The sequence below is a fragment of the Rugosimonospora acidiphila genome, assembly GCF_039543385.1.
GTDB lineage: Bacteria > Actinomycetota > Actinomycetes > Mycobacteriales > Micromonosporaceae > Rugosimonospora > Rugosimonospora acidiphila.
In genome coordinates this window covers 356,758-380,418 of record NZ_BAABJQ010000001.1, presented here as the reverse complement: position 1 = coordinate 380,418, position 23,661 = coordinate 356,758, and the positions used below count along the sequence as shown (strand labels likewise).

The 23,661-nt window shown below is 71.3% G+C and carries 24 protein-coding genes; 8 read left to right on the top strand and 16 right to left on the bottom strand.

Annotated elements, in window-relative coordinates:
- Window positions 1-18 precede the first annotated feature (18 nt).
- The 3 genes from ABEA87_RS01865 to ABEA87_RS01855 all read right to left on the bottom strand — a co-directional run bounded on the left by ABEA87_RS01865 (window position 19) and on the right by ABEA87_RS01855 (window position 2,548).
- Window positions 19-660: an HAD family hydrolase gene (locus ABEA87_RS01865; RefSeq protein WP_345625389.1), complete on the bottom strand. Its 642-nt coding sequence runs from the start codon at window positions 658-660 to the stop codon at window positions 19-21.
- 106 nt (window positions 661-766) lie between these two features.
- The gene (locus tag ABEA87_RS01860) at window positions 767-1,009 is read right to left on the bottom strand and encodes a glutaredoxin family protein (protein ID WP_345625387.1); all 243 of its coding nucleotides are present in this window, start codon (window positions 1,007-1,009) and stop codon (window positions 767-769) included.
- A 9-nt stretch (window positions 1,010-1,018) separates the two neighbouring features.
- Window positions 1,019-2,548 carry an AMP-binding protein gene (locus tag ABEA87_RS01855; RefSeq protein ID WP_345625385.1) on the bottom strand — a complete coding sequence of 510 codons (1,530 nt, stop codon included), beginning with the start codon at window positions 2,546-2,548 and terminating at the stop codon, window positions 1,019-1,021.
- A 647-nt stretch (window positions 2,549-3,195) separates the two neighbouring features.
- Here ABEA87_RS01855 and ABEA87_RS01850 point away from each other — a divergent pair.
- The 3 genes from ABEA87_RS01850 to ABEA87_RS01840 all read left to right on the top strand — a co-directional run bounded on the left by ABEA87_RS01850 (window position 3,196) and on the right by ABEA87_RS01840 (window position 6,367).
- Window positions 3,196-4,095, top strand: a complete 900-nt coding sequence (locus tag ABEA87_RS01850; protein ID WP_345625760.1) for an ECF subfamily RNA polymerase sigma factor, BldN family — start codon at window positions 3,196-3,198, stop codon at window positions 4,093-4,095.
- Window positions 4,096-4,201: 106 nt separating this feature from the next.
- Window positions 4,202-5,152 (top strand): DUF5667 domain-containing protein, encoded by a 951-nt coding sequence (locus ABEA87_RS01845; RefSeq protein ID WP_345625383.1) that lies wholly within the window; start codon window positions 4,202-4,204, stop codon window positions 5,150-5,152.
- 426 nt (window positions 5,153-5,578) lie between these two features.
- Window positions 5,579-6,367 (top strand): HAD family hydrolase, encoded by a 789-nt coding sequence (locus ABEA87_RS01840; RefSeq protein ID WP_345625758.1) that lies wholly within the window; start codon window positions 5,579-5,581, stop codon window positions 6,365-6,367.
- Window positions 6,368-6,379: 12 nt separating this feature from the next.
- Here ABEA87_RS01840 and ABEA87_RS01835 read toward each other — a convergent pair whose 3' ends face one another.
- The 5 genes from ABEA87_RS01835 to ABEA87_RS01815 form a co-directional block, all read right to left on the bottom strand.
- Window positions 6,380-7,381, bottom strand: coding sequence for a lysophospholipid acyltransferase family protein (locus ABEA87_RS01835; RefSeq protein WP_345625381.1), 1,002 nt, complete (start codon window positions 7,379-7,381; stop codon window positions 6,380-6,382).
- A complete protein-coding gene (locus ABEA87_RS01830) occupies window positions 7,378-8,457 on the bottom strand; it encodes an NAD-dependent epimerase/dehydratase family protein (RefSeq protein ID WP_425570728.1) in 1,080 nt (359 codons plus the stop codon). The genes ABEA87_RS01835 and ABEA87_RS01830 overlap by 4 nt, the downstream gene beginning before the upstream one ends.
- Before the next feature lie 99 nt (window positions 8,458-8,556).
- Window positions 8,557-8,658 (bottom strand): 30S ribosomal protein bS22, encoded by a 102-nt coding sequence (locus tag ABEA87_RS01825; protein ID WP_007465623.1) that lies wholly within the window; start codon window positions 8,656-8,658, stop codon window positions 8,557-8,559.
- 101 nt (window positions 8,659-8,759) lie between these two features.
- Window positions 8,760-8,972: a helix-turn-helix domain-containing protein gene (locus tag ABEA87_RS01820; RefSeq protein ID WP_345625378.1), complete on the bottom strand. Its 213-nt coding sequence runs from the start codon at window positions 8,970-8,972 to the stop codon at window positions 8,760-8,762.
- 178 nt (window positions 8,973-9,150) lie between these two features.
- Window positions 9,151-10,071 carry a proline dehydrogenase family protein gene (locus tag ABEA87_RS01815; protein ID WP_345625376.1) on the bottom strand — a complete coding sequence of 307 codons (921 nt, stop codon included), beginning with the start codon at window positions 10,069-10,071 and terminating at the stop codon, window positions 9,151-9,153.
- Window positions 10,072-10,138: 67 nt separating this feature from the next.
- On the opposite strand from ABEA87_RS01815, the gene ABEA87_RS01810 reads away from it, so the two are divergent.
- Window positions 10,139-11,143, top strand: a complete 1,005-nt coding sequence (locus ABEA87_RS01810) for a glutathionylspermidine synthase family protein (RefSeq protein ID WP_345625374.1) — start codon at window positions 10,139-10,141, stop codon at window positions 11,141-11,143.
- Window positions 11,144-11,197: 54 nt separating this feature from the next.
- Window positions 11,198-11,737 carry a CGNR zinc finger domain-containing protein gene (locus tag ABEA87_RS01805; protein ID WP_345625373.1) on the top strand — a complete coding sequence of 180 codons (540 nt, stop codon included), beginning with the start codon at window positions 11,198-11,200 and terminating at the stop codon, window positions 11,735-11,737.
- Window positions 11,738-11,813: 76 nt separating this feature from the next.
- Here ABEA87_RS01805 and ABEA87_RS01800 read toward each other — a convergent pair whose 3' ends face one another.
- Both ABEA87_RS01800 and ABEA87_RS01795 read right to left on the bottom strand, forming a co-directional pair.
- A complete protein-coding gene (locus ABEA87_RS01800) occupies window positions 11,814-12,548 on the bottom strand; it encodes a sugar phosphate isomerase/epimerase family protein (RefSeq protein ID WP_345625756.1) in 735 nt (244 codons plus the stop codon).
- A 152-nt stretch (window positions 12,549-12,700) separates the two neighbouring features.
- A complete protein-coding gene (locus ABEA87_RS01795) occupies window positions 12,701-13,627 on the bottom strand; it encodes a Ppx/GppA phosphatase family protein (RefSeq protein ID WP_345625371.1) in 927 nt (308 codons plus the stop codon).
- An 18-nt stretch (window positions 13,628-13,645) separates the two neighbouring features.
- Between ABEA87_RS01795 and ABEA87_RS01790 the strand changes: the two genes are divergently transcribed.
- On the top strand, window positions 13,646-14,527 hold the full coding sequence (locus ABEA87_RS01790) for a hypothetical protein (RefSeq protein WP_345625370.1): 882 nt from the start codon (window positions 13,646-13,648) through the stop codon (window positions 14,525-14,527).
- Window positions 14,528-14,656: 129 nt separating this feature from the next.
- On the opposite strand, the gene ABEA87_RS01785 is transcribed toward ABEA87_RS01790, so the two are convergent.
- Window positions 14,657-15,340 carry a response regulator transcription factor gene (locus ABEA87_RS01785; protein WP_345625368.1) on the bottom strand — a complete coding sequence of 228 codons (684 nt, stop codon included), beginning with the start codon at window positions 15,338-15,340 and terminating at the stop codon, window positions 14,657-14,659.
- Between the two features lie 13 nt (window positions 15,341-15,353).
- Window positions 15,354-16,595 carry an ATP-binding protein gene (locus ABEA87_RS01780; RefSeq protein WP_345625754.1) on the bottom strand — a complete coding sequence of 414 codons (1,242 nt, stop codon included), beginning with the start codon at window positions 16,593-16,595 and terminating at the stop codon, window positions 15,354-15,356.
- A gap of 296 nt (window positions 16,596-16,891) precedes the next feature.
- Between ABEA87_RS01780 and phoU the strand changes: the two genes are divergently transcribed.
- Entirely contained in the window at window positions 16,892-17,545 is a 654-nt protein-coding gene (gene phoU, locus ABEA87_RS01775; RefSeq protein WP_345625366.1) for a phosphate signaling complex protein PhoU, read from the top strand.
- 34 nt (window positions 17,546-17,579) lie between these two features.
- Here the strand turns inward: phoU and ABEA87_RS01770 are convergent, their stop codons facing one another.
- A complete protein-coding gene (locus tag ABEA87_RS01770; RefSeq protein WP_345625364.1) occupies window positions 17,580-18,332 on the bottom strand; it encodes a phosphoglyceromutase in 753 nt (250 codons plus the stop codon).
- A 122-nt stretch (window positions 18,333-18,454) separates the two neighbouring features.
- On the opposite strand from ABEA87_RS01770, the gene ABEA87_RS01765 reads away from it, so the two are divergent.
- The gene (locus tag ABEA87_RS01765; protein ID WP_345625362.1) at window positions 18,455-19,750 is read left to right on the top strand and encodes an MFS transporter; all 1,296 of its coding nucleotides are present in this window, start codon (window positions 18,455-18,457) and stop codon (window positions 19,748-19,750) included.
- A 564-nt stretch (window positions 19,751-20,314) separates the two neighbouring features.
- On the opposite strand, the gene ABEA87_RS01760 is transcribed toward ABEA87_RS01765, so the two are convergent.
- From ABEA87_RS01760 to mshA, 3 genes are read right to left on the bottom strand one after another with little or no spacing between them, the layout of a single operon-like run.
- The gene (locus ABEA87_RS01760; RefSeq protein ID WP_345625360.1) at window positions 20,315-21,772 is read right to left on the bottom strand and encodes a glycosyltransferase family 39 protein; all 1,458 of its coding nucleotides are present in this window, start codon (window positions 21,770-21,772) and stop codon (window positions 20,315-20,317) included.
- A gap of 19 nt (window positions 21,773-21,791) precedes the next feature.
- Window positions 21,792-22,283 (bottom strand): type III secretion system chaperone family protein, encoded by a 492-nt coding sequence (locus ABEA87_RS01755; protein WP_345625359.1) that lies wholly within the window; start codon window positions 22,281-22,283, stop codon window positions 21,792-21,794.
- Window positions 22,280-23,584: a D-inositol-3-phosphate glycosyltransferase gene (gene mshA, locus ABEA87_RS01750; protein ID WP_345625357.1), complete on the bottom strand. Its 1,305-nt coding sequence runs from the start codon at window positions 23,582-23,584 to the stop codon at window positions 22,280-22,282. Before mshA ends, ABEA87_RS01755 begins: the two co-directional genes overlap by 4 nt.
- Between the last annotated feature and the right edge of the window lie 77 nt (window positions 23,585-23,661).

The window sequence follows — 23,661 nt, the reverse complement described above, 5'->3', positions numbered from 1 at the left end:
GGCCAGGCCGGCGGGCGGCTACGCGGCGGGCCGGGCCGCCAGCAGCGCCGCCTCGGCCAGCGTGTCGACCACGGGCACCCCGGTGGCCACCAGCCTCGCCCGGTCGGTGAAGCCACCGGAGTAGAGCACGCAGCGGGCGCCCACGCTCTGGGCGGCCACCGCGTCGTCCACCGAATCGCCGATCAGCACGCAGTCCGCACCCTTCAACCCCTGTTCCCGCAGGTGGTTAGCCAGGTGCGGGGCCTTGAACCCGCCGCCGAGAACGCCGCGCAGCCCGTCGACCCGGGCGAAGTACGTGTTCAGCCCGTACCGCTCCACGGTCGGCACGAGTTCCTCGTGGAACCACATGGAGAGCAGGGACTGGGAGCCCGCCCAGGATCGCAGCGTGTCCAACGCGCCGGCGGACAGCGGGCAGCCCGGGAGGCCGTCGGAGTACGCGAGGTGGAACGTCTTGTCCAGCCGGGCGAACTCCTCCTCGTCGATCGGGCGACCGAGCACGCCGCCGTAGTAGTCCGCGACCGGCCGGCGGAAGTCGCGCCGGTGCTCGTCCGCGGTCACCGCCGGTCCGCCGCAGGCCGCCAGCGAGGCGTTGGTGGCGGCGACCACCAGGGTCAGGTCGTCGAGCAGGGTTCCGTTCCAGTCCCAGACAAGATGTGGCACCCGGCAACCTTAGCCGCGGACGGCAGCGGGCCGCCCGAGATTAACCGGCCACCGCGACCGGCTCGCCGCATCGACCGGCCCACGATTGATCGGCCCGCCGCACCGATCAGCCGGCCAGGTCGCGGCGGAGGCGGCCCTCCTCGACCCGCCAGTACCCGTGCTCCTTGCCGTCCAGCATGATCACCGGTACCCGGTCGCCGTACTCCGCCTCCAGCGCGGCGTCCGACTCGACGTCCAGCTCGTCCCAGTCCTCGCCGGTGTCGGCCGCGATGCGGGCCAGCTCGTCCTTTGCCACGTCACACAGGTGGCAACCGGGCCGGGTGATCAAGGTCAGTCTGGGCGTCGTCACGTCACCAACCTAGCCCTGGTCGCGCAGGTGAGCCTTGCGCACCCGGCCGGTCGCCGAGTGTGGCAACGATGGGAGGAACTCGATGGCCGACGGGCACTTGAACCTGGCCAGCCTGCGGGCGCAGTGGTCCAGCAGCTCGTCGGCACCGACCTCGGCGACGGTGACCACGAACGCCTTGACGGACTGGCCCGCGTGCGAGTGCGGGATGCCGAGCACGGCCGCCTCCCGTACCGCCGGGTGCGCCATGAGCACCTGCTCGACCTCGTACGGGTACACGTTGAACCCGTTGACCACGATCAGCTCCCGCTTCCGGTCGACCAGGAACAGATCGCCGTCGGCGTCGGCGTAGGCCACGTCGCCGGTGGCCCACCAGCCGTCCGCGGCCGGGCCGTCCCGTCCGTCCGACCAGTACCCGCTGAACAGGTTCGCGCCCCGGGCGACGATCTCGCCCGGATCGGTGCCGGGCGAGCCCGCGGCGTCGTCGTCGAAGTCGTCGTCGGCGACGTCGATCGCCTCCCCGGACGCGGAGACCAGCTTGAGCGACACCCCGGGGATCGCCCGGCCGATGGATCCCGGCTTCGGCTCCGGTGCGGCCAGCGTCGAGGTGAGCACCGGCGCGGCCTCGGTCAGGCCGTACCCCTCGAAGACCCGGCGCCCGGTCGCCTCGAGAAACCGGGCGCCGGCCGACGGGCGCAGCGGGTCGGCGCCGCTGACCGCCAGCCGCACCGACGCGAACGCCTCGCCGAGATCGGGCAGCCGCGACCACGCCGCGAACATCGCCGGCACCCCGATCACGATGGTGACCCGGTGCGCGGCGACCAGCCCCAGGGACTCGGCCGCGTCGAAGCGATCCAGCAGCACCCCGGTCGCCCCGTGGTAGGCCAGGGCGCCGAGCCCGGCGGTCAGCCCGTACGAGTGAAACAGCGGCAGGGCGAGCAGCAGCACGTCCTCGGCGCCCATCGGCGGGGGCTCGACCCGGGCGAGCTGAGCGTGGTTGGCCAGCAGGGCCCGGTGAGAGAGCATGACGCCCTTCGGGCTGCCCTCGGTACCGCTGGTATAGAGCAGTACCGCGAGATCCTCGCCGCCGGCCGGGCTCACCGGCTCGGGCGGGCGCCCCCCGGTCGGCGCGGCCTCCGGCCGGTACCGCCGACGCAGCGGCAGACCGTCGGCGATCAGGTCGGCGGCGGCGCACACCTCCGGCGTGCCCACCAGTACGGCGGCCCCGGAATCGGCGAGGACGTGGCGCAGTTCCCGCCCGGTGAGCTCGGGATTGACCGGCACCGCTACCAGGCCGGCGCGCAGCACGGCGAAGTAGGACTCCACGAATCCCGGCGCATTGGGCAGGGCGATCGCCACCCGGGCCGGGTGGCCGTCGCTCGCGGGCAGGTCGAGCGCGCGCAGCCCGGCAGCGAGATCATCGATACGACGATCGAGATCCGCCCAGGTCACCACCTGGTTCTGCCAGATCAACGCGGCCCTTCCCGGGGTGGTTCGCGCGGCCCGGCGAACCGTCTCGGCAACGTTCGATGGCTCCTGCACGAAGGCACCCTAGCGCCGGACGGCGATCGTGGCGGGGGTCGATTTTCGCGGCCCGAGGGTCTCCATTCCGCTCGACACGCCCGGCGGTTCGCGACGCGCCGGGCGACACGCTGATCACGACACGCCGATCGGCGGGGAGCGTGTCGCGGAAAAGCGGCGAGCCCTACCCATCAAAGCCTTGTCAATTACCGAGCGGCGGACAACGTGTGCGACGGGTATCGAAGGGTCTTCGAAATACTTCGCCTCTGTGTAACGGACTCCGCACGTACCGGTGACGTTGGCCCTATTATTTCTGGGGTCGGCCCACCCAATGTGTCGTGTGTCGACACCCCTCTGCCTGAGGAGGCCGCAGTGCCCGTTAAAGCACCGCACCACCACCTCGTGGGCAGGAGTCGGATTTCGCATAGCGCTCCGGCTCTCGCCCCGTGGGCGCTGGCGCACGGGCCGGCGGAGGAGGTGTGGTGACCCGTTACGAGTTGGCTGGTGCGGGCACCGGCACGTCCTTCCCGCTCGCCGCGTCGTTCCCGGGCGCGTCTCCCTCTCCCACGTCCTCGACCTCCCGACCGGGCCCGACCGGGTCCGTCGGCCGAGAGGTGCTCGCCGCGCGCCTCGCGCTGACCGAGGGCCTCTCGGTGCTGCGCGACTGCATGACCGAGATGTTGAGCTCGGTCCTGCACGGCGACGGCGGCACCAGCTCCCGCACGCGCAACCGGCCACACGTCAACGACATCCCGATCAGGCACATCCCGGGCGGCAACACCAAGCCGGTCGGCGGAAGGCTGGCCGTTCCGGCCCGCCCGGTGCCGGTCCAGGCGCCAGAGTTGGGCGGCGACACCGAGCCCCTGCCGCAGCGGCCGGGCGCCCCCACCACCGGTCTGATCGACGGCGCCTCCGGCAACCAGGCCACCGAGCCGCCACCAACGCGGACCGGCCCGCCGGACGGCGCTCCCCCCGGGTTCCCGGTCCGCCCGGACCCGTCGGACGCGGCCGCGGCCGTGTGGACGCTGGTCGAGCGGGCTCAGGCCGGCGAGGCGGAGGCGTTCGGGCTGATCTACGACCGGTACGTGGACACGGTCTTCCGGTTCATCTACTTCCGGGTCGGCAACCGGCAGTTGGCCGAGGACCTGACCTCGGACACCTTCCTGCGCGCCCTCAAGCGCATCGGCAGCTTCACCTGGCAGGGCCGCGACCTCGGCGCCTGGCTGGTGACCATCGCCCGCAACCTGGTGGCCGACCACTTCAAGTCCGGCCGGTACCGGCTGGAGGTCACCACCGGCGACGTGCTGGACGCCGACCGCGAGGATCGCGGCCCGGAGGGCAGCCCGGAGTCCGCGGTCGTCGACCACATCACCAACGTCGCCCTGCTCACCGCCGTGAAGCAGCTCAACCCCGAGCAGCAGGAATGCATAGTGCTGCGCTTCCTGCAGGGGTTCTCGGTCGCCGAGACGGCGCAGGCCATGGGCAAGAACGAGGGCGCGATCAAGGCGTTGCAGTACCGTGCGGTACGCGCGCTGGCCCGCCTCCTCCCAGACGGTTTCCAGGCGTGACGAGTGCCGGAGGGGCACCCGTAACTGATAGCGCGACTCGCGCGTTGAAACGGATGCCAGCCGTCCGGGCCGCTACCGGCGGCACCAGGGGGAGGAGGTGCGGGTGATGGCTGCCGGGTTTTTCGACCACCGTCGCGCCGAACGATTCGCCCAGCTCCTTGACCAGTCCGACGGCAGAAGTCGCCGGCACAGCCGCACCGCGATCGACGATGAACTCGCCGACCCCGTGGCGCTGGGCCGGTTGCTATCAGCCCGGGAGCCGGCCAAGGAAGAGACGCCGGACCAGGACTTCCGCACCAGCCTGCGAGCCATGCTGGTGGCCACCGCGGAGCGGGAGGGCATCGGCCTCACCGCCGGCAAGGACCAGCGCCGCCAGCTCGTCGGGGAGGTGTACCGCAGCGCCTCCGCACAGGGTGGCGCGACCGGTACCCCGGTGCGGGGGAAGAAGCGCCCGGTGGTGGGCAGCAAGCGCACCCGCGGCGCCATCATCATCGGCATCGCCGCCGGCACGCTCGCCCTGTCCGGCATGTCCATGGCCAGTGGCGACGCGATGCCCGGCGACCCGCTGTACGGGGTCAAGCGGTCCACCGAGAACGCTCAGCTCGCCCTGACCGGCTCGGACATCGACAGGGGCCAGGCATACCTGGGCTTCGCCCGCAACCGGGGCATGGAGGCCACGGCGGTGCGCGACGACCCGAACCGCCTGGAGGCGGCGCTCGGTGACATGGACGCCGAGACCACCCAGGGGGTCCGGCTGCTCACCGCGATGGCGCTGAACCAGCACAACCCGACCGCGCTCAGCCTGATCGACGACTTCGTCTCGACGCAGCGGCCGGAGGTGGTGCGCCTGGTCACCGGCCTGACGGGTCTGGCGCGGACCCGCGCGGCGCAGTCGCTGCGGCTGCTGGACCAGATCGGCGAGCGGTCGGCGGCCCTGCGGGCGTCGCTGTCCTGCGGGCTGAACGGCACGGCCTCCGACACGCTGGGCCCCAAGCCGCCGCCGTGCCCGGGCGCGTCCCGCGCCGGCCAGACGGGCCCCGCCGCGTCCGGCCACTAGGTCTCCAATCGCTCTTCGGCTCCGATCGCCGACTCACATCAGGGCCCGCCCGCGCTCGCGGCCGGGCCCTGATGGATTGGTGACCCTCGGTAACTGCCTCGGGTCGGCCGGTCATCGTGGGCCCATCGGCCGGCCGATCGCCGCGCCCGGCCCGTCCGCCCCGGTCACCGGGGCCCTCGAACGCTCCCCAGCGGGCGGAACTGCCCGTTTTCCGGCGGGCTTTGTTCAGGTCCCGGCGAGGTTGCGGCAAACCCATGGCGACGTTCTTTGGGGACTCTCAGCGTCACCGGGATCTGATTCCTGTCCGGGACGGATACCCTCGCAGGGGTCGATACCTCATCGCGGGAAGGGAGCAGCGTGTCCGGCACACCACGGCACGAGGTGCTCGCGGGCTGGGCGGCGGCCGAACTCGAGGAGGCCCTCACCATGCCCGCCGACTCGTCCGCCGCCGCCTTCTTCGACATCGACAACACGATGATGCAGGGCGCCTCGGTCTACTGGCTGGCCCGGGGCTTGGCCGCCCGTAAATACTTCACTACAGCCGATCTAGCCCGTTTTGCCTGGAGTCAGCTCAGGTTCCGGCTGCTCGCCCGGGAGCACAACGGCGACATGTCGCACGCCAAGCAGGCCGCCCTCGCGTTCGTCAAGGGCTGGCCCGTCGGCGAACTGCGCCGGCTCTCCGAGGAGATCTTCGACGAGTTGATGGCCGAACGGATCTGGTCGGGCACCCGCGCCCTGGCCCAGCTGCACCTCGACGCCGGGCAGCGGGTGTGGCTGGTCACCGCCGCGCCGATCGAGCTCGGCCAGGTGATGGCCGACCGGCTGGGGCTGACCGGGGCGCTCGGCACCGTCGCCGAGGTCGACCAGGGCCGGTATACCGGCCGGCTGGTCGGTGACCTGCTGCACGGCCCCGCCAAGGCCGAGGCCATCGCCGCGCTGGCCGGCGACGAGGGGCTGGACCTGCGCCGTTGCACCGCCTACAGCGACTCCGCCAACGATCTCCCGATGCTGTCGCTGGTCGGGCACGCGGTGGCGGTCAACCCGGACGCCACGCTGCGCCGGGAGGCACGGCAGCGTAACTGGGAGATCCGAGACTTCCGGACCGGGCGCAAGGCCGCGCGGATCGCCGTACCGTCCGCCCTCGGTACCGGCATGGTCATCGGAGCGGTCCTGGCCACGGCCGCCATCCGGCGCCGGCAGGGCCACAGCGGCTAGCCGGGCGAGGTCCTAGGCGTCCCGATCGCGCCGCTCCAGCAGCCCGTACAGGGTCTGCTGGATGGTCTCCCGAACCTGGTCGGCGAGGTTGAACACGACCGCGGGATCGTCCGCCTGCTCTGCGCGGCCGGCGGTCTCGATCGGGGTGCCGAAGCTGATCAGCCACTTGGACGGCAGCGGCACCAAGCCGAGCGGCCCGAGCCAGGGGAACGTCGGCGTGACCGGGAAGTACGGCCACCCGAGCAGCCGGGCCATCGGCTTGATCTCGCCGATCATCGGGTAGATCTCCTCGGCGCCGACGATGCTCACCGGGACGATCGGGGTACCGGTGCGCAGCGCGGCCGAGACGAACCCGCCCCGGCCGAAGCGCTGGAGCTTGTACCGGTCGCGGTACGGCTTGCCGACGCCCTTGAAGCCCTCCGGAAACACGCCGACCAGCTCACCGGCCGAAAGCAGCCGCTCGGCGTCCGGGTTGCAGGCCAGCGTGCTGCCATGCTTGCGGGCAAGCTCCGACAGGAACGGCATCCGGAACACCAGGTCGGCGCCGAGCAGCCGGAGGTGCCGGCCGCCCGGGGGCTCGTCGTGCACCGCCACCGAGAGCATCAGCGCGTCCATCGGGACCACGCCCGAGTGGTTCGCCACCACCAGGGCCGGCCCGGAGGTCGGCAGATTTTCGATCCCCTCGACGTCGACCCGGAACCACTCGCGGTAGAACAGCCGCAGCAGCGGGAAGAACACGCCGTCGGTCAGTTCCTGGTCGAACCCGAACTCGTCGACCTCGTACGCACCCGTGAGCCGGCGCCGCAGAAACGCCAGAGCGCCGGCGACCCGCCCGTCCCAGACGTCGGGCGTCTCCCGGTCCGGCGCGGGCGCGTGCTCCGGCAGGGCCGGGACCGGGGCCGGAGCGGCGGCCCTGAAGGCACGCGGGGCGCGGCCGCCCGGCGGGGCCGCGGGCGTGAGGTGGCCGGCTCCGTTCGGGTACGGGCCGGCGAGGCGGTTCTCGAAATCGGTCATGACGCGCCCCGCAGGGCGGCCCGTGCCGCGCGGATCCCACCGAGGATGGTCCGCTCCGCGGCGCCGATGGCGTCCTCGGGGACGATGCCGCCCGCCCCGGTACCCCGCAGGAAGTCGGCGAACGCGTCGGACGTGGACAGCGGCGTGTACCCGTACTCCCGGATCAGCCGGCTGGTGTCCACCACCCGGCCGTGCACGAACAGGTCCAGCTGATCGAGGCTGAACTTGACGCCGGAGCGGGCCATCCCGGCCGCGGCGGACAGCCCCTGCTCCGTCACCGGAATGGCTACCCGGTTCGCCCGGCGTACCGCCTGGGAGAGCGTGATCACGCCGGCGCCCGCCACGTTGAAGGTGCCCGGGTGGTCCTCGACCACCGAGCGGTGCAGCACCTCCAGCGCGTCGTCCACGTGGATGAACTGCAGCCGGGGGTCCCGGCCGAGCACGGTGGGCACCAGCGGGAGCGCGAAATACCGGGTCAGACTGGTGTTCGCCCGCCGGCCGATGAACGGCGCGAAGCGCAGCACCGTGGCCGCCACGTCGCTGCGCCGGCGCAGGAAGCCGCGCACGTAGCCCTCGATGTCGAGCACGTCGCGGGCGAACCCGCCCCGGGGCACCTCTCGCGGCTCGGTGTCCTCGGTGAACACCGCCGGATCGCGGAAGGACGCCCCGTACGCCGCCGTGGACGACCGGATCACGATCTTGCGCAGGTGCGGGGCCTGCTGGCAGGCGGCGAGCAACTGCATCGTGCCGATGACGTTCTGCTCTTTCATCGCAGGCCGGCCACCGGCACGCCGGTCACCGGCCACGGCGAGGTGAACCACCGCCTCCACCCGCTCGGAAGCAATGATCTTCGCGGGCTCGGTCGTGGTGATGTCCGCCGCGACGAACTCGACACCGCCGGCGAGCAGGATGGCCGACTCGGCCGGCGGCTCCTCGCTGTCCAGCCCGATGACCCGCCCGATCCGGGGATCGGCGGCGAGCCGAGCGGCAACCTGGGCGCCGAGATATCGGGCCACGCCGGTGACCAGCACCACAGCGGGGCCACGAGGGCGCCGGCGCGGGGTGGCGCCGTTGATGCGGCGCTCCTGACCGGTGCTCACGTCACTCCTCCGCGTAATCGCCAGAAGGATCCGAGCGAGGGGTGCCTGTGCCCGTCCGCCGAGGCGGCGGCCTAGCTACTTGCCGAGACGGCGACGCTGGACGCGGGTCTTACGCAGCAGCTTCCGATGCTTCTTCTTGGCCATCCGCTTGCGGCGCTTCTTGACCACCGAGCCCATACGAGTGTTCCCCTCGACCTGTGCGCTTGATTAAACCCGGTAAGCCTAGCCGGCCGGTTACGGTGAGGGGAAATCGGCCCATGCCCCTGGCTCGGGTCGGGTCAGGCCGACCTCTGGAACGCGTCGCGGAGATAGGCGTGGACGGCGTGCTCCGGCACCCGGAACGACCGCCCGACCCTGACCGCCGTGAGGTCACCGGAGTGCACCAGCCGGTAGACGGTCATCTTGGACACCCGCATCAGCTCCGCCACCTCGGCGACGGTCAGAAACTGAACCTCCGCCAACCTGCCCTCGGAGTGTGAGGATCCTGCCATGGCTCACCCTCGGTCCCTGTCCCGGCGCGTTCCGCCGTCGGGACAGCGAGCGCCACCGGGGCGGGGAACGCGCGTGTAACTAGAACGGTACCGGTACTGGTGTGAAGCGCGCGACGGCTTCTCACATTTGGTCCCGTATGGCGCATCTTCCGGGGGACGGACCTCTCGGCCGGGCGAGCTACCGCCGGGACGCCAGGGCCCGGGCGAAGAAGACCAGGTTCGCCGGGCGCTCGGCGAGCCGGCGCATCAGGTACCCGTACCACTGCTCCCCATACGGGACGTAGATCCGCACCTGGTACCCGGCGGCCGCCAGCCGGCGCTGCTCCTCCGGCCGGATCCCGTAGAGCATCTGGAACTCGAACTCCTCCGGCCCGCGGTCGAACCACTTCGCGCGGTCCTCCCCGATCGCGATCAGGCGCGGATCATGGGTCGCGATCATCGGGTACCCCGGCCCGGACATCAGGATGTTGAGGCAGCGAACGTACGACTTGTCCACGTCCACGGTGGACTGGAAGGCCACCGACTCCGGCTCCGAGTACGCGCCCTTGCACAGCCGGATCCGGGAGCCCGGGGTGGCCAGCTCACGGCAGTCCCCCTCCGTGCGGCGCAGGTACGCCTGTAGCACCGCGCCCGCGGTCGGGAAGTCCTGCCGCAGCCGCGCCAGGGTGTCCAGCGTCAGGTCGGTGGTCGCGGCGTCCTCCATGTCGAGGGTCACCGTGGTCCCCAGCGACGCGGCGAGCTCACAGATGGTATGCGCGTACTCGCAGGAAAGCGCCTCGTCGAACCGCTGACCCAGCGCGGAGAGCTTGACGCTGATCTCGGCGGCCGGGGTGACCCCGGCGTCGGCGAGTGACTTGAGCAACCGCAGGTACTCATCCTTGGTGGCCGCCGCCTGCCCGGGCGTCTGGGTGTCCTCGCCGAGGTAGTCGAGAGTCACCTTGAGTCCCTGGGCGACGAGCTCACGGGTGGCCCGCAGCGCGTCGTCGGTGGCCGCGCCCGCCACGAACCGGGCAACCACGTCCCGACTCAGCGGGACCGTCTGCACGAGCCGCTCAACCCGGGTCGACCGAGCCGCGGCGAGGATGGCCGTTCGGAGCATGGGGCGAGCGTATCGCCCACGAATACCTTCGACCCGCTAACCTCTGTTCCTGCCGAGTGGAGGACCGATGCACCGGATCAGCAGTACGCCCCGGACTGGGTGGCAGCAGACGGTACGGGAGCAGGGAGTGTCTCTTGCCCGATGGGACGAAAGCGCCTGCTATGTCCTTGACCTCGGGGAGGTCCTGCGGCTCGAGGCGCTGACCGCGGAGCTCTACGACATGTGCCTCGCGGCCGCACGGCACGTGGTCGAGCAGGGGCGGTACGCGGAATTCGGGGTGCCGGAGTGGGCCGTACCGGCCATCCAGGCATCCCTGCTGTCCGGGGCGCCGAGCCTGTGCACGCGACTGGACCTGTGGTACGACGGGCATCGCGCGCCCAAGCTGCTGGACTGCCGGTCCGACGTGCCGGGCGGCCTGGTGGAGACCTCCATCGCGCAGTGGTACTGGCTGGAGCAGACCAGACCCGACCAGGACCAGTGGAACAACCTGCACGAGCGGCTGCTGGCCGGCTGGCGGGCGATAGCGCAGGGCCTGCGCCACCCGACGGTCCACTTCGGCTGGTCGCAGCTCGATCCGGCCGGCGGCGACGAGTTGGCCGCCGGGTACCTGGCCGGCCTCGCCGAGCAGGCCGGCCTCGCTCCCCGGCTGATACCCATGCACGAGATCGGGTGGGACGGCGAGCGGTTCCTCGACGACGAGAGCACCCCCATCGTCACCTGCTTCAAGCGCTACCCGTGGGAGTGGATGATCCGCGAACCGTACGGGCGGGTCGCGACGGCGGCCAACGCCATGACGACCTGGATCGAGCCGCCGTGGAAGCTGCTGCTGGCCGGAACGCCGCTGCTGGCCACCCTGTGGCAGCTGTACCCGGACCACCCGAACCTGCTGCCGGCGTTCCCGGGACGGACCCTGGAACTGCCGCAACCGCCCAGCTTCTCGGGTAATCCGGTGGTGCTGACCAGCTGGATGGTCAGCGGGGAGGGCGGGCGGACGCACACCGCCGGGGCCGGCCTGCGGGAGTCCGGGGTAGACGGATATGAGCGTTTCGTCCCACACTATGTAACAAGATAGCCATCGGCGTACCTAGATTGCGCCGGGCTCGCCGACACCGTCTACCGTTGTCGCGTGAACTTCGACGCGTACGCCCACCGGGCTGTCGATCTTGTTAACGCGCCGCTAGACGATCTCGATGACCTGAGAAGCCTCTTCGACTCCGGGTCACGGTTGCAGTGCGAGACCACCGAACGGGACATCGCCGCCCTCCGTCGCGCCCAGAAGAGGCTGCGCGAGGTCTTCGAACTGGGCACCGGCCACCGGGACGCCGAGGCGGTGGCCGCCCTCAACGCCCTGCTCGACGCGCACCCGGTCCAGCCCCGCATCTCCGGCCACGACGCGGCCGACTGGCACATGCACGTCACCAGCCGCGGCTCGACGATCAGTGCCGAATACCTCGCCGGCGCCGTCTGGGGGCTGGCGGTCTGGCTCTGCGAGTACGGCAGCGCCCGCTTCGGCGTGTGCGCCGACGAACGGTGCGGCAACGTCTACCTGGACACGTCCTCCAACTGCTGCCGCAGGTTCTGCTCGGAACGCTGCGCCACCCGCTCACACGTCGCGGCGCACCGGGCCCGAAAGCGCGCCGCTGACGCGCTGACCCCGGTGGGCTGACCCTCCCCAGCGACCGACCGGTCCGGGTCGTCGCGCCTGCGCGGACGCGCCGAGCCAGACCCATGGAAAGCCTCGCTCAGACGTCCACAGTGGACGTCTGAGCGAGGTGTGTGCGCGCGAACCTCAGCGACTCGGCCAGGTCCGCCTCGCGCTCGGAGCGGCTGGCCGCCCGCCGGGTGGACACCTCGACCGCTATCGAGCCGGTGAACTTTCGCCCGGACAGCGACGCCAGCAGCGCGGCGCACGGCTGGGTGCCCCGGCCCGGCACCAGGTGCTCGTCGCGCGCCTCGCCGGTGCCGTCGCCGAGGTGCACGTGGGCGAGGGACGAGCCCATCGCGTCGGCCATCGCCAGCGAGTCACCGTGCGCGGCGGCGCAGTGCGACAGGTCCAGCGTGTACGCGTCGAACCCGACCTTGGTCGGGTCCCAACCCGGCGAATAGGGTACGAACTCCCGCCCGGCCATCCGCACCGGGAACATGTTCTCCACCGCGAACGTGATGCTCGGGTGCTGTTCGCGCAGCCGGGCGATGCCGGAGGAGAAGGTCCGGGCGTAGTCCCGCTGCCAGCTGAAGGGCGGGTGCACCACCACGATGGGGGCCGACAACGCCTCGGCCAGCCGCGCGCTGCGGCGCAGCCGCTCCCACGGATCGGGGCTCCAGACCCGCTGGGTGACCAGCAGGCAGGGGGCGTGGACGGAGCCGACCGGCACGCCGTAGTGCTCGGACAGGCCGCGCAGTGCCCCGGCGTCCTGGCTCACGGCGTCGGTCCAGACCATCACCTCGATCCCGTCGTACCCGAGGGCGGCGGCCATCGCGAAGGCGGCCGAGGTGGGCTCGGGGAAGACCGACGAGGTCGAAAGCAGGACAGGAATCACACCGCCAGAGTAGCGCCGGGGAGGTAGCCCGGCCCGAATCGTCCGGACAAATGGAATCCGTTCCACATTCCGGGCGGGGCCGATGCCCCTCAAGTCTCCAAAATGTCCAGCCTGCGCAGAATCACACCCTCGCGCAGCGCCCACGGGCAGATCTGTAGCTCCTCGATGTTGAGCCGGCGCATTGTGGCCTCCGCCACCACCGCGCCCGCCAGCAACTGGTGCGCCCTCGGCGCGCTGACCCCGTCCATCTCGCCCAGCGCGCTGGACGGGATGTGCCGGATGAAGGCGAGCACCTGGTGCAGTCCCGTACGGGTGAGCACCCGGGGGGTCAGCGGACCGGCCCCCGACGGCGCCGCGCCCGCCAGCCGGGCCAGGGTGCGGAAGGTCTTCGAGGTGGCCACCGGCCGGTCCCACCCGCTCGGCTCGATGACCCGGGCCGCCCCGTCGACCACCTTCTCCGCGTACTCGATCAGAGCGTCGACGTCGCCCGCCTTGGGCGGGGAGCCGTGCAGCCGCTCCCGGGTCAGCCGGCCGGCCCCCAGCGGCACGGACAGGGCGATGTCCGGCTCCTCGTCGATCCCGGCGGCCAATTCCAGGGAGCCCCCGCCGATGTCCAGCACCAGCAGCCGGCCGGACGACCAGCCGAACCAGCGCCGTACCGCGAGAAAGGTCATCCGAGCCTCGCCCTCTCCGGAGAGCACCCGCAGCTCCACCCCGGTCTCCCGGCGCACCCTGGCGAGCACCTCGGCCGAGTTGGTCGCGTCCCGCACCGCCGAGGTGGCGAACGCCAGCAGATCCTCGGTCTGCAGCTGCTCCGCCGCCTTGCGGGCGTCACGGACAGCGGTTACCAGCGCGTCCGCGCCCTGGGTGGACAGCCGGCCGTCCGGCTTGATCTGTTCCGCCAGGCGCAGGACGGCCTTTTCCGAATGGGCCGGCCACGGATGGGCACCGGCATGTGCGTCGACCACCAGAAGATGCACGGTGTTGGAGCCGACGTCGAGGACACCGAGTCGCATGCGGCATACGCTAGTCCGATGAGCATCCGCGCGTCCGTCGACGACCCGACCGATCCCCGCAGCCTGGAGGTTGGGCTGGACTTTCCCCGGGAATGGATCGAGTTTCCAGACCCGGCAGATCCCGAGCACATGATCAGGGCCGACCTGACCTGGTTGCTGTCCGCCTGGACCTGTGTGTTCGGAAAGGCCTGCCACGGGATCATCAAGGGGCGCTCCGGCGACGGCTGCTGCTCTCACGGCGCGTTCTTCACGGATGCCGACGACGAGAAGCGCACCCGCGAATCCGCCAAGAAGCTGACCCCGCAGACCTGGCAGCACTACCGGCGGGGATTCAAGAACTACACCGAGATGGACACCGTGGACGGCACGAATCCGGCCAGGCGCACGGCGACCCGCGACGGCGGGCCGTGTGTGTTCCTCAACGACGCGGACTTCGCCGGCGGTGGCGGCTGCGCGCTGCACGCTCAGGCACTGCGCGACGGGGCGCACCCGCTGGAGTACAAGCCGGACGTCTGCTGGCAGCTGCCGATCCGCCGGGACCAGGACTGGGCCACCCGGCCGGACGGCACCAAGGTCCTGGTGTCGACCATCACCGAGTTCGACCGGCGCGGCTGGGGCGAGGGTGGGCACGACCTGGACTGGTGGTGCACCTCATCGCCGGAGGCGCACGTCGGAGCCGAGCCGCTCTACCGCTCGTACGAGCCCGAGCTGACCGCGCTGGTCGGCAAGGCGGCGTACGCCAAGCTGGCCGAGCTGTGCGCGGCCCGGTCGGAGCTCGGGCTGGTGGCGCCGCACCCGGCCAGCCCGCAGCGCAAGACGATCCCGGTCATCGCGAGCCAGCCCGCCCGGAACAAGACCGCGGAGCGCCGCCAGCCCGCGCAGGCCCGGAGCAAGGACTGAGCACGCCCGCCCGCGGCGGCTCGGCTCACCGCCGGTCGGCGGCTGGCCGGCCGCTCGCCGGGCGGGGCCAATCCCGGGCGTCGATCCGGTAGCGCCGCTGGGCGCCCGGACCTGACCCGGTGACCCGGCCTAGGGCTCGAACTTGTAGCCCAGTCCCCGGACCGTGACGATGTGCCGCGGCGTCGAGGGCTCCGGCTCGATCTTGGACCGGAGCCGCTTCACGTGGACGTCCAGGGTCTTGGTGTCGCCCACGTAGTCGGCGCCCCAGACCCGGTCGATCAGCTGGCCCCGGGTGAGCACCCGGCCCGCGTTGCGTAGCAGCATCTCCAGCAGCTCGAACTCCTTGAGCGGCAGCGGCACCGCGTCGCCGGAGACCGTCACCACGTGCCGTTCGACGTCCATCCGGACCGGACCGGCGGCCAGAGTGGGCGCGGTCACCTCGACCGCCTCACCGACCTGCCGGCGCAGCACCGCGCGGACCCTCGCGACCAGTTCCCGGGGCGAGTAGGGCTTCGTGACGTAGTCGTCGGCACCGATCTCCAGCCCGACCACCTTGTCGATCTCCGAATCGCGGGCGGTGACCATGATGATGGGTACGTGCGACCGGGAACGCAGCTGCCGGCACACCTCGGTACCGGACATCTCCGGCAGCATGAGGTCCAGCAGGACGATGTCCGCGCCGGTCCGGTCGAATTCGGTCAGCGCCTGGGTACCCGTGGCCGCGACGGAGACCTCGAAGCCCTCCTTGCGCAGCATGTATGACAAAGCGTCTGAGAACGACTCTTCGTCCTCGACGACCAGCACGCGGGCCACTAAGCCTTTCCTTTCACTGCAACTCCGCGGCGGAGTATCCCGCCGCGATCACAACCGACGGCGGTAGCGGAAGCGCGTCGTCCGGTGGGCGTGCCGGAAGCCGCAGGATGAACGTCGAACCCTCACCGAACGTACTGACCACATCGACCTGTCCACCATGGTTGGTCGCGATGTGCTTGACGATCGCCAGGCCGAGCCCGGTGCCCCCGGTGGCCCGGGAGCGCGCCTTGTCGGCCCGGTAGAACCGCTCAAAGATCCGGTCGAGATCCTTGGGCTCGATGCCGATGCCCCGGTCGGTCACCGAGATCTCGACGAACTCCCCCTTGACCCCCGCGTCGATGGTCACCTTCAGCGGCGGCTCCTCGCCGACCCCGTCCGGCGAACCGACCCCGGCGTCCGGCGAGTACACCACCGCGTTCTCGGCGAGGTTGGCCACCGCGGTCATCAGCTGGCTCTCGCTGCCGTACACGGTCAGGCCCCGGGTGCCGGAGAAGGTGACCTCGATGCCCTTGGCCGAGGCCGGGGTACGGGTGCGGTCGATCACCTCCGCCACGATCCGGTCGACCGGCACCGGCGCCGGCTCGGGCAGCGGCTCGCCGCCCTGGAGGCGGGAGAGTTCGAGCAGTTCGGTGACCAGACGTCCCATTCGGGTCGACTCGTGCTGGATCCGCTCGGCGAACCGGCGGGCGGCCTCCGGGTCGGGCGGCCCGTCCCCGTCGGTCTCCAGGGCGTCCAGCAGCGCCTCGGCCAGCAGCTGTAGGGCTCCGACCGGGGTCTTCAGCTCGTGGCTCACGTTGGCCACGAAGTCCCGGCGTACCCGGGCCACCCGGTGCGCCTCCGTGACGTCGGCCGCCTCGACGGTGACGTGGCCGTCGCCGAGCGCCACGGCCCTGATGTGCACTCCTAGCGGATCACGGCCATTGCCCCGGGGCAGGTCGAGCTCCACCTCCCGCCGGGTGCCGGTACGCCGGGCCTGGCCGGCCAGGGTACGCACGACGGTGTGCGCGACCGGGGTACCCCCGGCCACCGTGCCGGCCCGAAGCAGGCCGAGCTCCCTGGCGGCCGGGTTGGCGAGCACCGGGCGGTCTTCCTCGTCCAGCACCAGCACGCCGACCCGCAGCGCGTCCAGACTCCGCTGGCCAAGCCCCTTGATCGAGGTGCTCCGGGCGGCCTCTTGCTCCACCGAGTCCTCCGTGTACGAAGCCGAATGCTGCGCAGTCGGCCCGCCGCGATCCTTGGCGCCGCGACGGCGCATCCACTCCACGCAATGATCGTAGGCGGGTTGTTAACCTAACGATTTCGCAGCAAAGGACGAATGGGACACCCGACGCACAGAATTCACTGGTCGGATTCGCGCAGTTCACCGGGGTTCACCGCGGCGACGCTCCGCCCACCTACCGTCACGCCGGAACTTACAGTAAAACACCAGCTGAGCGGTCTGGACCATGGGCCAGCCGCGACCACCTCTTGACCGGTCTGACCGGCCGACCAGACCCGCGAAGACCCGCGACGCGGCCGGCCCCCAGATCCGTGAACGTCCTTGGGAGCGACATGCGCGAGGAATACCGAGCAGACCTGGCCAGCGTCGGGCAGACCCTGGTCGCGATGGCCGAGGGAGTCCGGTCCGCGATGCGCCGGGCGACCGAAGCCCTACTGGCCGCCGACCAGACCGGTGCCGAGGAGGTCGTGTACGGCGACGCCGAGATCAACGCTTACCGCAGCCAGGTCGAGGACAAGGTCTACGACCTGCTCGCCCGGCAGGCGCCGGTCGCCTCCGACCTGCGCCAGGTGGTCACGGCGATCCACGTGGCGGCCGACCTGGAGCGGATGGGCGACCTCGCCGACCATGTCGCGAAGACCTGCCTGCGCCGGCTGCCGAACAGCGCGGTGCCCGACGAACTGGTACCCGTGGTCAGGGACATGGCCCGGGTCGCCGACCGGATCTCCGGGAAGATCGCCGAGATCCTGCAGTCCACGGACGCCAAGCGCGCCGCCGAACTGGAGCGCGACGACGACGAGATGGACGAGCTGAACAAGCAGCTCTTCGGGCTGCTGCTGGGCACCGCCTGGCGGCACGGGGTCGAGGCGGCCATCGATGGCGCGCTGCTCGCCCGCTGGTACGAGCGGTTCGCCGACCACGCCGTGAACGCCGGCGAGCAGATCGTGTACCTCGTCACCGGTGAGGCACCGGCGCAGACGGCCTGAGGCGTCCGGCGCCGGTGACCTCACCGTGCGCCGGCTACCGGCCCTGGTTCGCCACGGCGGCGGCGGCTTCGGCCGCCGCCTCGGGGTCGAGGTAGCGTCCACCCGCGACCAGCGGACGCAGGGTCTGCGGGTCGAGGTCGTAGCGCAGCGGGATGCCGGTCGGGATGTTCAGCTTGGCGATCGCCTCGTCGGAGATCTGGTCGAGGTGCTTGACCAGCGCCCGCAGCGAGTTGCCGTGGGCCGCGATCAGCACGGTGCGGCCGGCCAGCAGATCCGGGACGATCGAGTCGTACCAGTAGGGCAGTGCCCGGATCAGCACGTCCTTCAGGCACTCGGTACGCGGCCGGATGTCGACCGGCAGCGTGGCGTAGCGTGCGTCGCCGAACTGGGAGAACTCGTCGTTCTCGTCGATCGGCGGCGGCGGGACGTCGTACGACCGGCGCCAGAGCATGAACTGCTCCTCGCCGTACTCCTCCAGCGTCTGCTTCTTGTTCTTGCCCTGCAGCGCGCCGTAGTGCCGCTCGTTGAGCCGCCAGCTGCGCCGCACCGGAATCCAGTGCCGGTCGGTGGCGTGCAGTGTGATCTCCGCCGTCCGGATCGCCCGGCGCAGCACCGAGGTGTGCACGACGTCCGGCAGCAGACCAGTCTCGCGCAGCAGCTCACCGCCGCGGCGCGCCTCCTCCTCGCCCTGCGCCGACAGGTCCACGTCGACCCAACCGGTGAACAGGTTCTTCGCATTCCATTCGCTCTCGCCATGGCGGAGCAGCACGAGGGTGCCCACAGTCATGCGCTCATCCTGCCCGATCGACCCGCGGTCGCCTCGCCCGGCCGGCGTGACGACCACGACATGGAACCGGGTTGGGCAGCCTGCTTAGATGATCTGTAAATAAAACTTACTGGGGAGGTTGGGTGCGCGCCTGGCTCCGGTCGACCGCGGGTGGGCTCTCCCGGACCTACTGGGTCATCTGGTCGGGGATCCTGGTCAACCGGGCCGGCGGGTTCGCCGTGCTGTTCCTGACCCTGTACCTCACCGGGCCGCGGCACCTCACCCCGAGCCTGGCCGGCACGATCGTCGGCGGGTACGGCGTCGGCGCCGCCGGCGGGACGATGCTCGGCGGCGTCCTGGCCGACCGCTGGGGGCGGCGGCGGACCCTCCTGCTGGCCTACTTCACCGGCTCCGCGGTGCTGCTCGCGCTGGCGCTGGCCAAGAACCTCGGTGCGATCGCCGCCTGCGTCGTGCTGATGGGCGCCGCGCAGGGCATGCCCCAGCCGGCGTTCGTGGCGGCGATCGTGGACATCACGCCGGAGGCCGATCGGCCGCGCGCCTTCAACCTGCAGTTCTGGGCATTCAACCTGGGTCAGGCCGCGGCCGGCCTGATCGCCGGCGCGGTGGCCCGGCTCAGCTTCGTGCTGCTGTTCGCCGCCGATGCGACGAGCACCCTCATCACCGCCATCCTGATCCTGCTCTGGGTGCCGGAGAGCGTGCCGCACCGCTCGGGCCCGGAAGATCGCGTCGCGGCGGGCGGCGGACCGGGACCGGGACCGGGACCGGGACCGGCCCGGGCCGGGGTGCGGTTGGCGCTGACCGACCGCATCTTCATGGTGTTCGTGGGCCTGACCCTGCTTCAGGCGGTGCTGTCCGCCCAGAACACCTCGATCCTCCCGCTGTCCATGACCGCGGACCACATCCCGCCGGCCGGGTACGGGCTGCTCATGTCGCTGGCCGGACTGCTCATCGTGGCCGGGCAACTGTTCGTACCCGGGCTGATCCGGGGGCTGCTCCACGGCCGGGTGCTCGCCCTGTCGCTGGGCCTGCTGGCGCTCGGCTACGGCGCCCTCACGTTCGCCGGCTCGCTCGCCTTCTACCTGGCCTGCGCCGCGGTCTGGACGGTCGGCGCCATGCTGGGGGCGCCCGCCAACGCCACCATCATCTCCGACCTCGCGCCGCCCGCGGTCCGGGCGCGGTACCAGGCGGTGTTCTACCTGACCTTCTCGTTGGCCAGCTTCATCGCGCCGGCCCTGGGTGGAATCAGCTGGCAGTACCTGGGCTCCTGGCACTGGCTGCTGTGCGCGGGAGTGGGGCTGGTCGCCTGCGTCGGGCACCTGGTCGCCTCGCCGGCCCGGGAGCGCCAGGTCGCGCGGCGCGCGGCGGAACGGGCGGCCGCTACCCCGAAGCGGCGCGCCCTGGTGGACGGCCGGTCTTGACACGCCGGAGCGAGAACGAGCGCGGCGGCGGATGATCCCGTATGGTCGCAGATCTATGAGCGAGGACAACTGGCCAGGGCCGGTATCCGGCCAGGCACCCCACGATGAACAACACGTCATCGGCGTCGCGCACGTACCGGGCCTCAGCATGATCCTGAATGAGAGCACCGCTACCGAGTTGCCGCCGGTCCGCGCCGGTCACCCGCAGCCTATCGATCCCTCGAGCCCCCGACCCCACTGACCAGGTAAGCCCCTACGGCGGGCGGGCGACGCGGATCCCCTTGCCGCGTCGGCCACGCCTGCCGCTTGGACACCAAAAGGGTTCGCCGCGATCCCTCGGGACATCGGCGAACCCTCCTTGGTACCGGTGGCGTACCAACGTCCCCCAACGTGCGCCACCAGACGGCTGCTTGTCGGCCCGGCGTAACGACCCCCTCGTACGTCCGGCCGGCAGCCCGTCTGGCGTAAACGTACGGGTTGGAAGAACGGCCGGGCAAGCCGTTTGCGTTGTAGCCTCAATCACAAGCCGTCACCGAGCGGCCGGATCCCTTGCCTGGTAAGGGATCAGCCGTAGTGGCGTAGAGCAGGCCAGATCGTGTTCCAGGGCTCCCGCCGTCCATGACAGACAGTTACTGGCACGCCCTGCTCCTCGTTGCTCACCGGCAGCCCGCTGTCCAATGTGGTCGCCTGGGCGCAGTCGTCGAACCACCGGGAGAGGTCCTCGCCGACCGTCACCGCCACGGTCGCCGACGCCGGTGGAGGACCCAGCCGGTACAGCTCGTTGAGCCCGCCGTACGCGGTCGGCAACCCGTACCGGGGGCCGTACCGGTCCAGTGCGCCCTGCTCGCCGTAGTTGCCGGCGACCAGGGTGGTACGGCCACGGTCGGCGGCCGGCAGCGACCCGTACACGGCGGCGACCTGGCGCACGTACTCCGGCCAGCCGACCGAGTCGCGATCTGCCTGGTTGATCTGGCCGATGACGTCCGGCAGCGAGCGCGCCGGAATCAGCGGCAGCGCGATCACCACGCCCGTCAGCACGCTCACGGCCGCCGCCGCCCAGGTCCACGCCCACCTGCCCCGGTGGCCAGTGGCCCACCCCACGGTCACCACACAGCCGGCCGCGAACAGATAGGCGAGCAGCCCGAAGGTGTAATACCCCTGGCCCCCGGTGATCAGAACCAGCACGAACACCACCGGGTACGCCCAGGTGACCGCCCGGATCGCCCGCCACCGCGGGTCGCGCAGCAGCCGGATCAGCCCGGCGATCCAAATCGGGGCGACCGTCACCCCGATCAGGACGAACTGGAAGGGCAGCAGGAAGGTGCGGTCGTCCGAGCCCTTGTCCCTGGCGATGGCGCGGGCCATCGTCTGCTCGGGCCAGTGGTGGGCTATCTGGAAGATGAGGTTGGGCAGGCCCACCACCACCGCGATCCCGACGCCGGCCCACAGCCACGGGCTGGCCAGCTCGCGGCGCGGCCCGGCGATCAGCAGCCCTGCCGCCAGCCCGATGAGCAGCAGCACGATGAGCTGCTTGTTGTACAGGCCCAGTCCGACCGCGAGCCCCGCCGCCAGCCACCAGCGCGGCTGGGCGCGCTGCAGCGCGCGAACCGCGAACAGGATGACCAGCAACCACGCCACCAGGTCCGGCGACGCGGTCAGCAGCGCGTGGCCGCTGACCAGCACGAAGGTGGAGGACATCCCGACGGCCGCGAGCGTCTGCGCGACCGCGGTGCCGCCCAGTTCGCGGACCAGCAGCACGGTCAGCAGGATCACGGCCAGCGCGCACAGCGCGGCCGGGACGCGCGGTGCCCACAGGTTGTCGCCGAACAGCGCGACGCCGGCCCGGACCAGCAGCGGCGTCAGCGGCGGCTCGTCGACGTAGCCCCAGGCGGGATGGGAGGAGAGCACGCGAAAATACAGCTCGTCGCGCTCGTAACCGTACTGATTGACGGTGGCCGCCAGCAGGCCGGCGACCGCGACCATGACTACACCGACCGGACGCCACGCGAGTCGTGGGAGCACCGGGAAAGGGTAGGTCTATTTACGACGGTCGGTTGACCAGGTGCTCAAATGCCCGCAAATTGTCCAGCGGCTCCCCGCGCTTGACCCGCCACTCCCATTCGCGCCGGATCGCGGCACCGAAGCCGATCTCCAGCATGGTGTCGAAGCTCTCGTCGGCGTAGGTCAGCACCGACCCGAGCAGCCGGTCCAGTTCTTCCTCGGTGACCGCGTGCAGCGGCACCCGGCCGGTGAGGTAGACGTCACCGGCCTTGTCGATGGCGAACGCGACACCGTAGAGCCGGGCGTTGCGCTGTAGCAGCCAGGCCCACAACTGTTCGCGGTGCTCGTCCGGCTGGCGCATCACGAAGGCCTCGATGGCCAGCGCGTGGTCGCCGATCGTGAGATTGCACACCGTCTTGAGCTTGTGGGTGCCGGGCAGGGTCACCGAGTACCGCCCGGGTCCGGCGCTGTCCCAGGTCAGCTCCCGCTCGCTCAATGTGGACTCGATGAGCGTCGCGAGGTCGCCGCTCATTGCGCCGTGGCCAACTCGAAGCCCTGCGAGCGGTTCCCGCTCACCGCGTCCCGGTACACCGCCAGCAGGCCGGCCGCCGTCCGGTTCCAGGAGAACTGGCGGGCGTGCTCGATGGCGCCCCTGGCCAGCACCGCCCGCCGCCGCGGGTCCCGCAGCAGCCGGGCCAGCGCCCGCGCCCACTCCGCCGGGTCGTGCCCGTTGACGAGCAGCCCGGAGCGACCGTCCCGCACCGACGTGGGCAGCCCGCCCACCGCCGCGGCCACGACCGGCGTGCCGCACGCCTGCGCCTCCAGCGCGACCAGCCCGAAGGACTCGTTGTAGCTGGGCACCGCGACCACATCGGCGGCCCGGTACACCTCCGGCAGCGACTGCCTGTCCTGAGGCGCCAGGAACCGCACCATGCCGGCGATGCCCAGTTCGCCGGCCAGGCCGGCCAGGTCCAGGCCGCTGCCGCTCGTACCGCCGACTATGGCGAAGGTCACCTCGTCACGCAGGTCCGGCGGCAGCAGGGCCGCGGCGCGCAGCAGGATGTCGGGCGCCTTGAGCGGCTGGATCCGCCCCACGAACGCGACCACGTACCCGCGCGCCGGAAGGCCCAGCCGGCGCCGGGCGGCCACCCGCGCCGCCTCCTCGCGCCCCACCGCGGCCGGTGTGAACCGGTCGAGGTCGACGCCCGGTTCGACCACACTGACCCGGGCCGGCGATGCGCCGTACAGGTCGATCAGCTCGCGCGCCTCGATGGGCGTGTTGGCCACCAACCGGTCCGCCTCCGTGATCACCTGCTCCTCGCCGATCACGCGGGACTTGGGCTCGGGCCGGTCGCCGGCCGCCAGCTGACGATTTTTGACCTTCGCCAGGGTGTGCGCGGTGTGGACCAGGGGCACTCCCCACCGATCCTTCGCCAGCCAGCCGACCTGACCGGACAGCCAGTAGTGGGAGTGGACCAGGTCGTACCAACCGGGCGAGCGGGAGGCCTCGGCGCGCAGCACCCCGTTGGTGAAGGCGCACATCTGGGCCGGCAGCTCCTCCTTGGACAGCCCCTCGAACGGCCCGGCGATCACATGCCGGACCAGAACACCGGGCGCCATCTCCACCGTCGGCGGCAGCCCCGAGCGGGTGGCCCTGGTGAAGATCTCGACCTCCACGCCGGCCTGCGCGAGACGCTTGGCGACCTCGACGATGTAGACGTTCATCCCGCCCGCGTCGCCGCTACCGGCCTGTTCGAGTGGGGAGGTGTGCACCGACAGAGTGGCGACCCGACGCGGCAGCCTCGTTCCGGCCAGCGTGCTCACTCGGGCCACGTGCCCTCCCCGCGTCGTCGGAACCGTCGTCGGGCCTGGCTCTGGTTGTGCCCATACCCAACGCTGTCAACCGCCAG

Bases quoted from the DNA above. Each gene is read 5' to 3' on its own strand.
- ABEA87_RS01850 (WP_345625760.1), top strand. From the start codon at position 3,196: ATGACCGAGATGTTGAGCTCGGTCCTGCACGGCGACGGCGGCACCAGC.
- ABEA87_RS01800 (WP_345625756.1), bottom strand. From the start codon at position 12,548: ATGGCCGCCGCCCTCGGGTACGACGGGATCGAGGTGATGGTCTGGACC.
- ABEA87_RS01825 (WP_007465623.1), bottom strand. From the start codon at position 8,658: ATGGGCTCGGTGGTCAAGAAGCGCCGCAAGCGGATGGCCAAGAAGAAG.
- ABEA87_RS01755 (WP_345625359.1), bottom strand. From the start codon at position 22,283: ATGAGCGGCGACCTCGCGACGCTCATCGAGTCCACATTGAGCGAGCGG.
- ABEA87_RS01780 (WP_345625754.1), bottom strand. From the start codon at position 16,595: ATGCGCCGTCGCGGCGCCAAGGATCGCGGCGGGCCGACTGCGCAGCAT.
- ABEA87_RS01835 (WP_345625381.1), bottom strand. From the start codon at position 7,381: ATGACCGATTTCGAGAACCGCCTCGCCGGCCCGTACCCGAACGGAGCC.
- ABEA87_RS01770 (WP_345625364.1), bottom strand. From the start codon at position 18,332: ATGACTGTGGGCACCCTCGTGCTGCTCCGCCATGGCGAGAGCGAATGG.
- ABEA87_RS01790 (WP_345625370.1), top strand. From the start codon at position 13,646: ATGAGCATCCGCGCGTCCGTCGACGACCCGACCGATCCCCGCAGCCTG.
- ABEA87_RS01845 (WP_345625383.1), top strand. From the start codon at position 4,202: ATGGCTGCCGGGTTTTTCGACCACCGTCGCGCCGAACGATTCGCCCAG.
- ABEA87_RS01840 (WP_345625758.1), top strand. From the start codon at position 5,579: ATGCCCGCCGACTCGTCCGCCGCCGCCTTCTTCGACATCGACAACACG.
- ABEA87_RS01795 (WP_345625371.1), bottom strand. From the start codon at position 13,627: ATGCGACTCGGTGTCCTCGACGTCGGCTCCAACACCGTGCATCTTCTG.
- phoU (WP_345625366.1), top strand. From the start codon at position 16,892: ATGCGCGAGGAATACCGAGCAGACCTGGCCAGCGTCGGGCAGACCCTG.
- ABEA87_RS01815 (WP_345625376.1), bottom strand. From the start codon at position 10,071: ATGCTCCGAACGGCCATCCTCGCCGCGGCTCGGTCGACCCGGGTTGAG.
- ABEA87_RS01820 (WP_345625378.1), bottom strand. From the start codon at position 8,972: ATGGCAGGATCCTCACACTCCGAGGGCAGGTTGGCGGAGGTTCAGTTT.
- ABEA87_RS01810 (WP_345625374.1), top strand. From the start codon at position 10,139: ATGCACCGGATCAGCAGTACGCCCCGGACTGGGTGGCAGCAGACGGTA.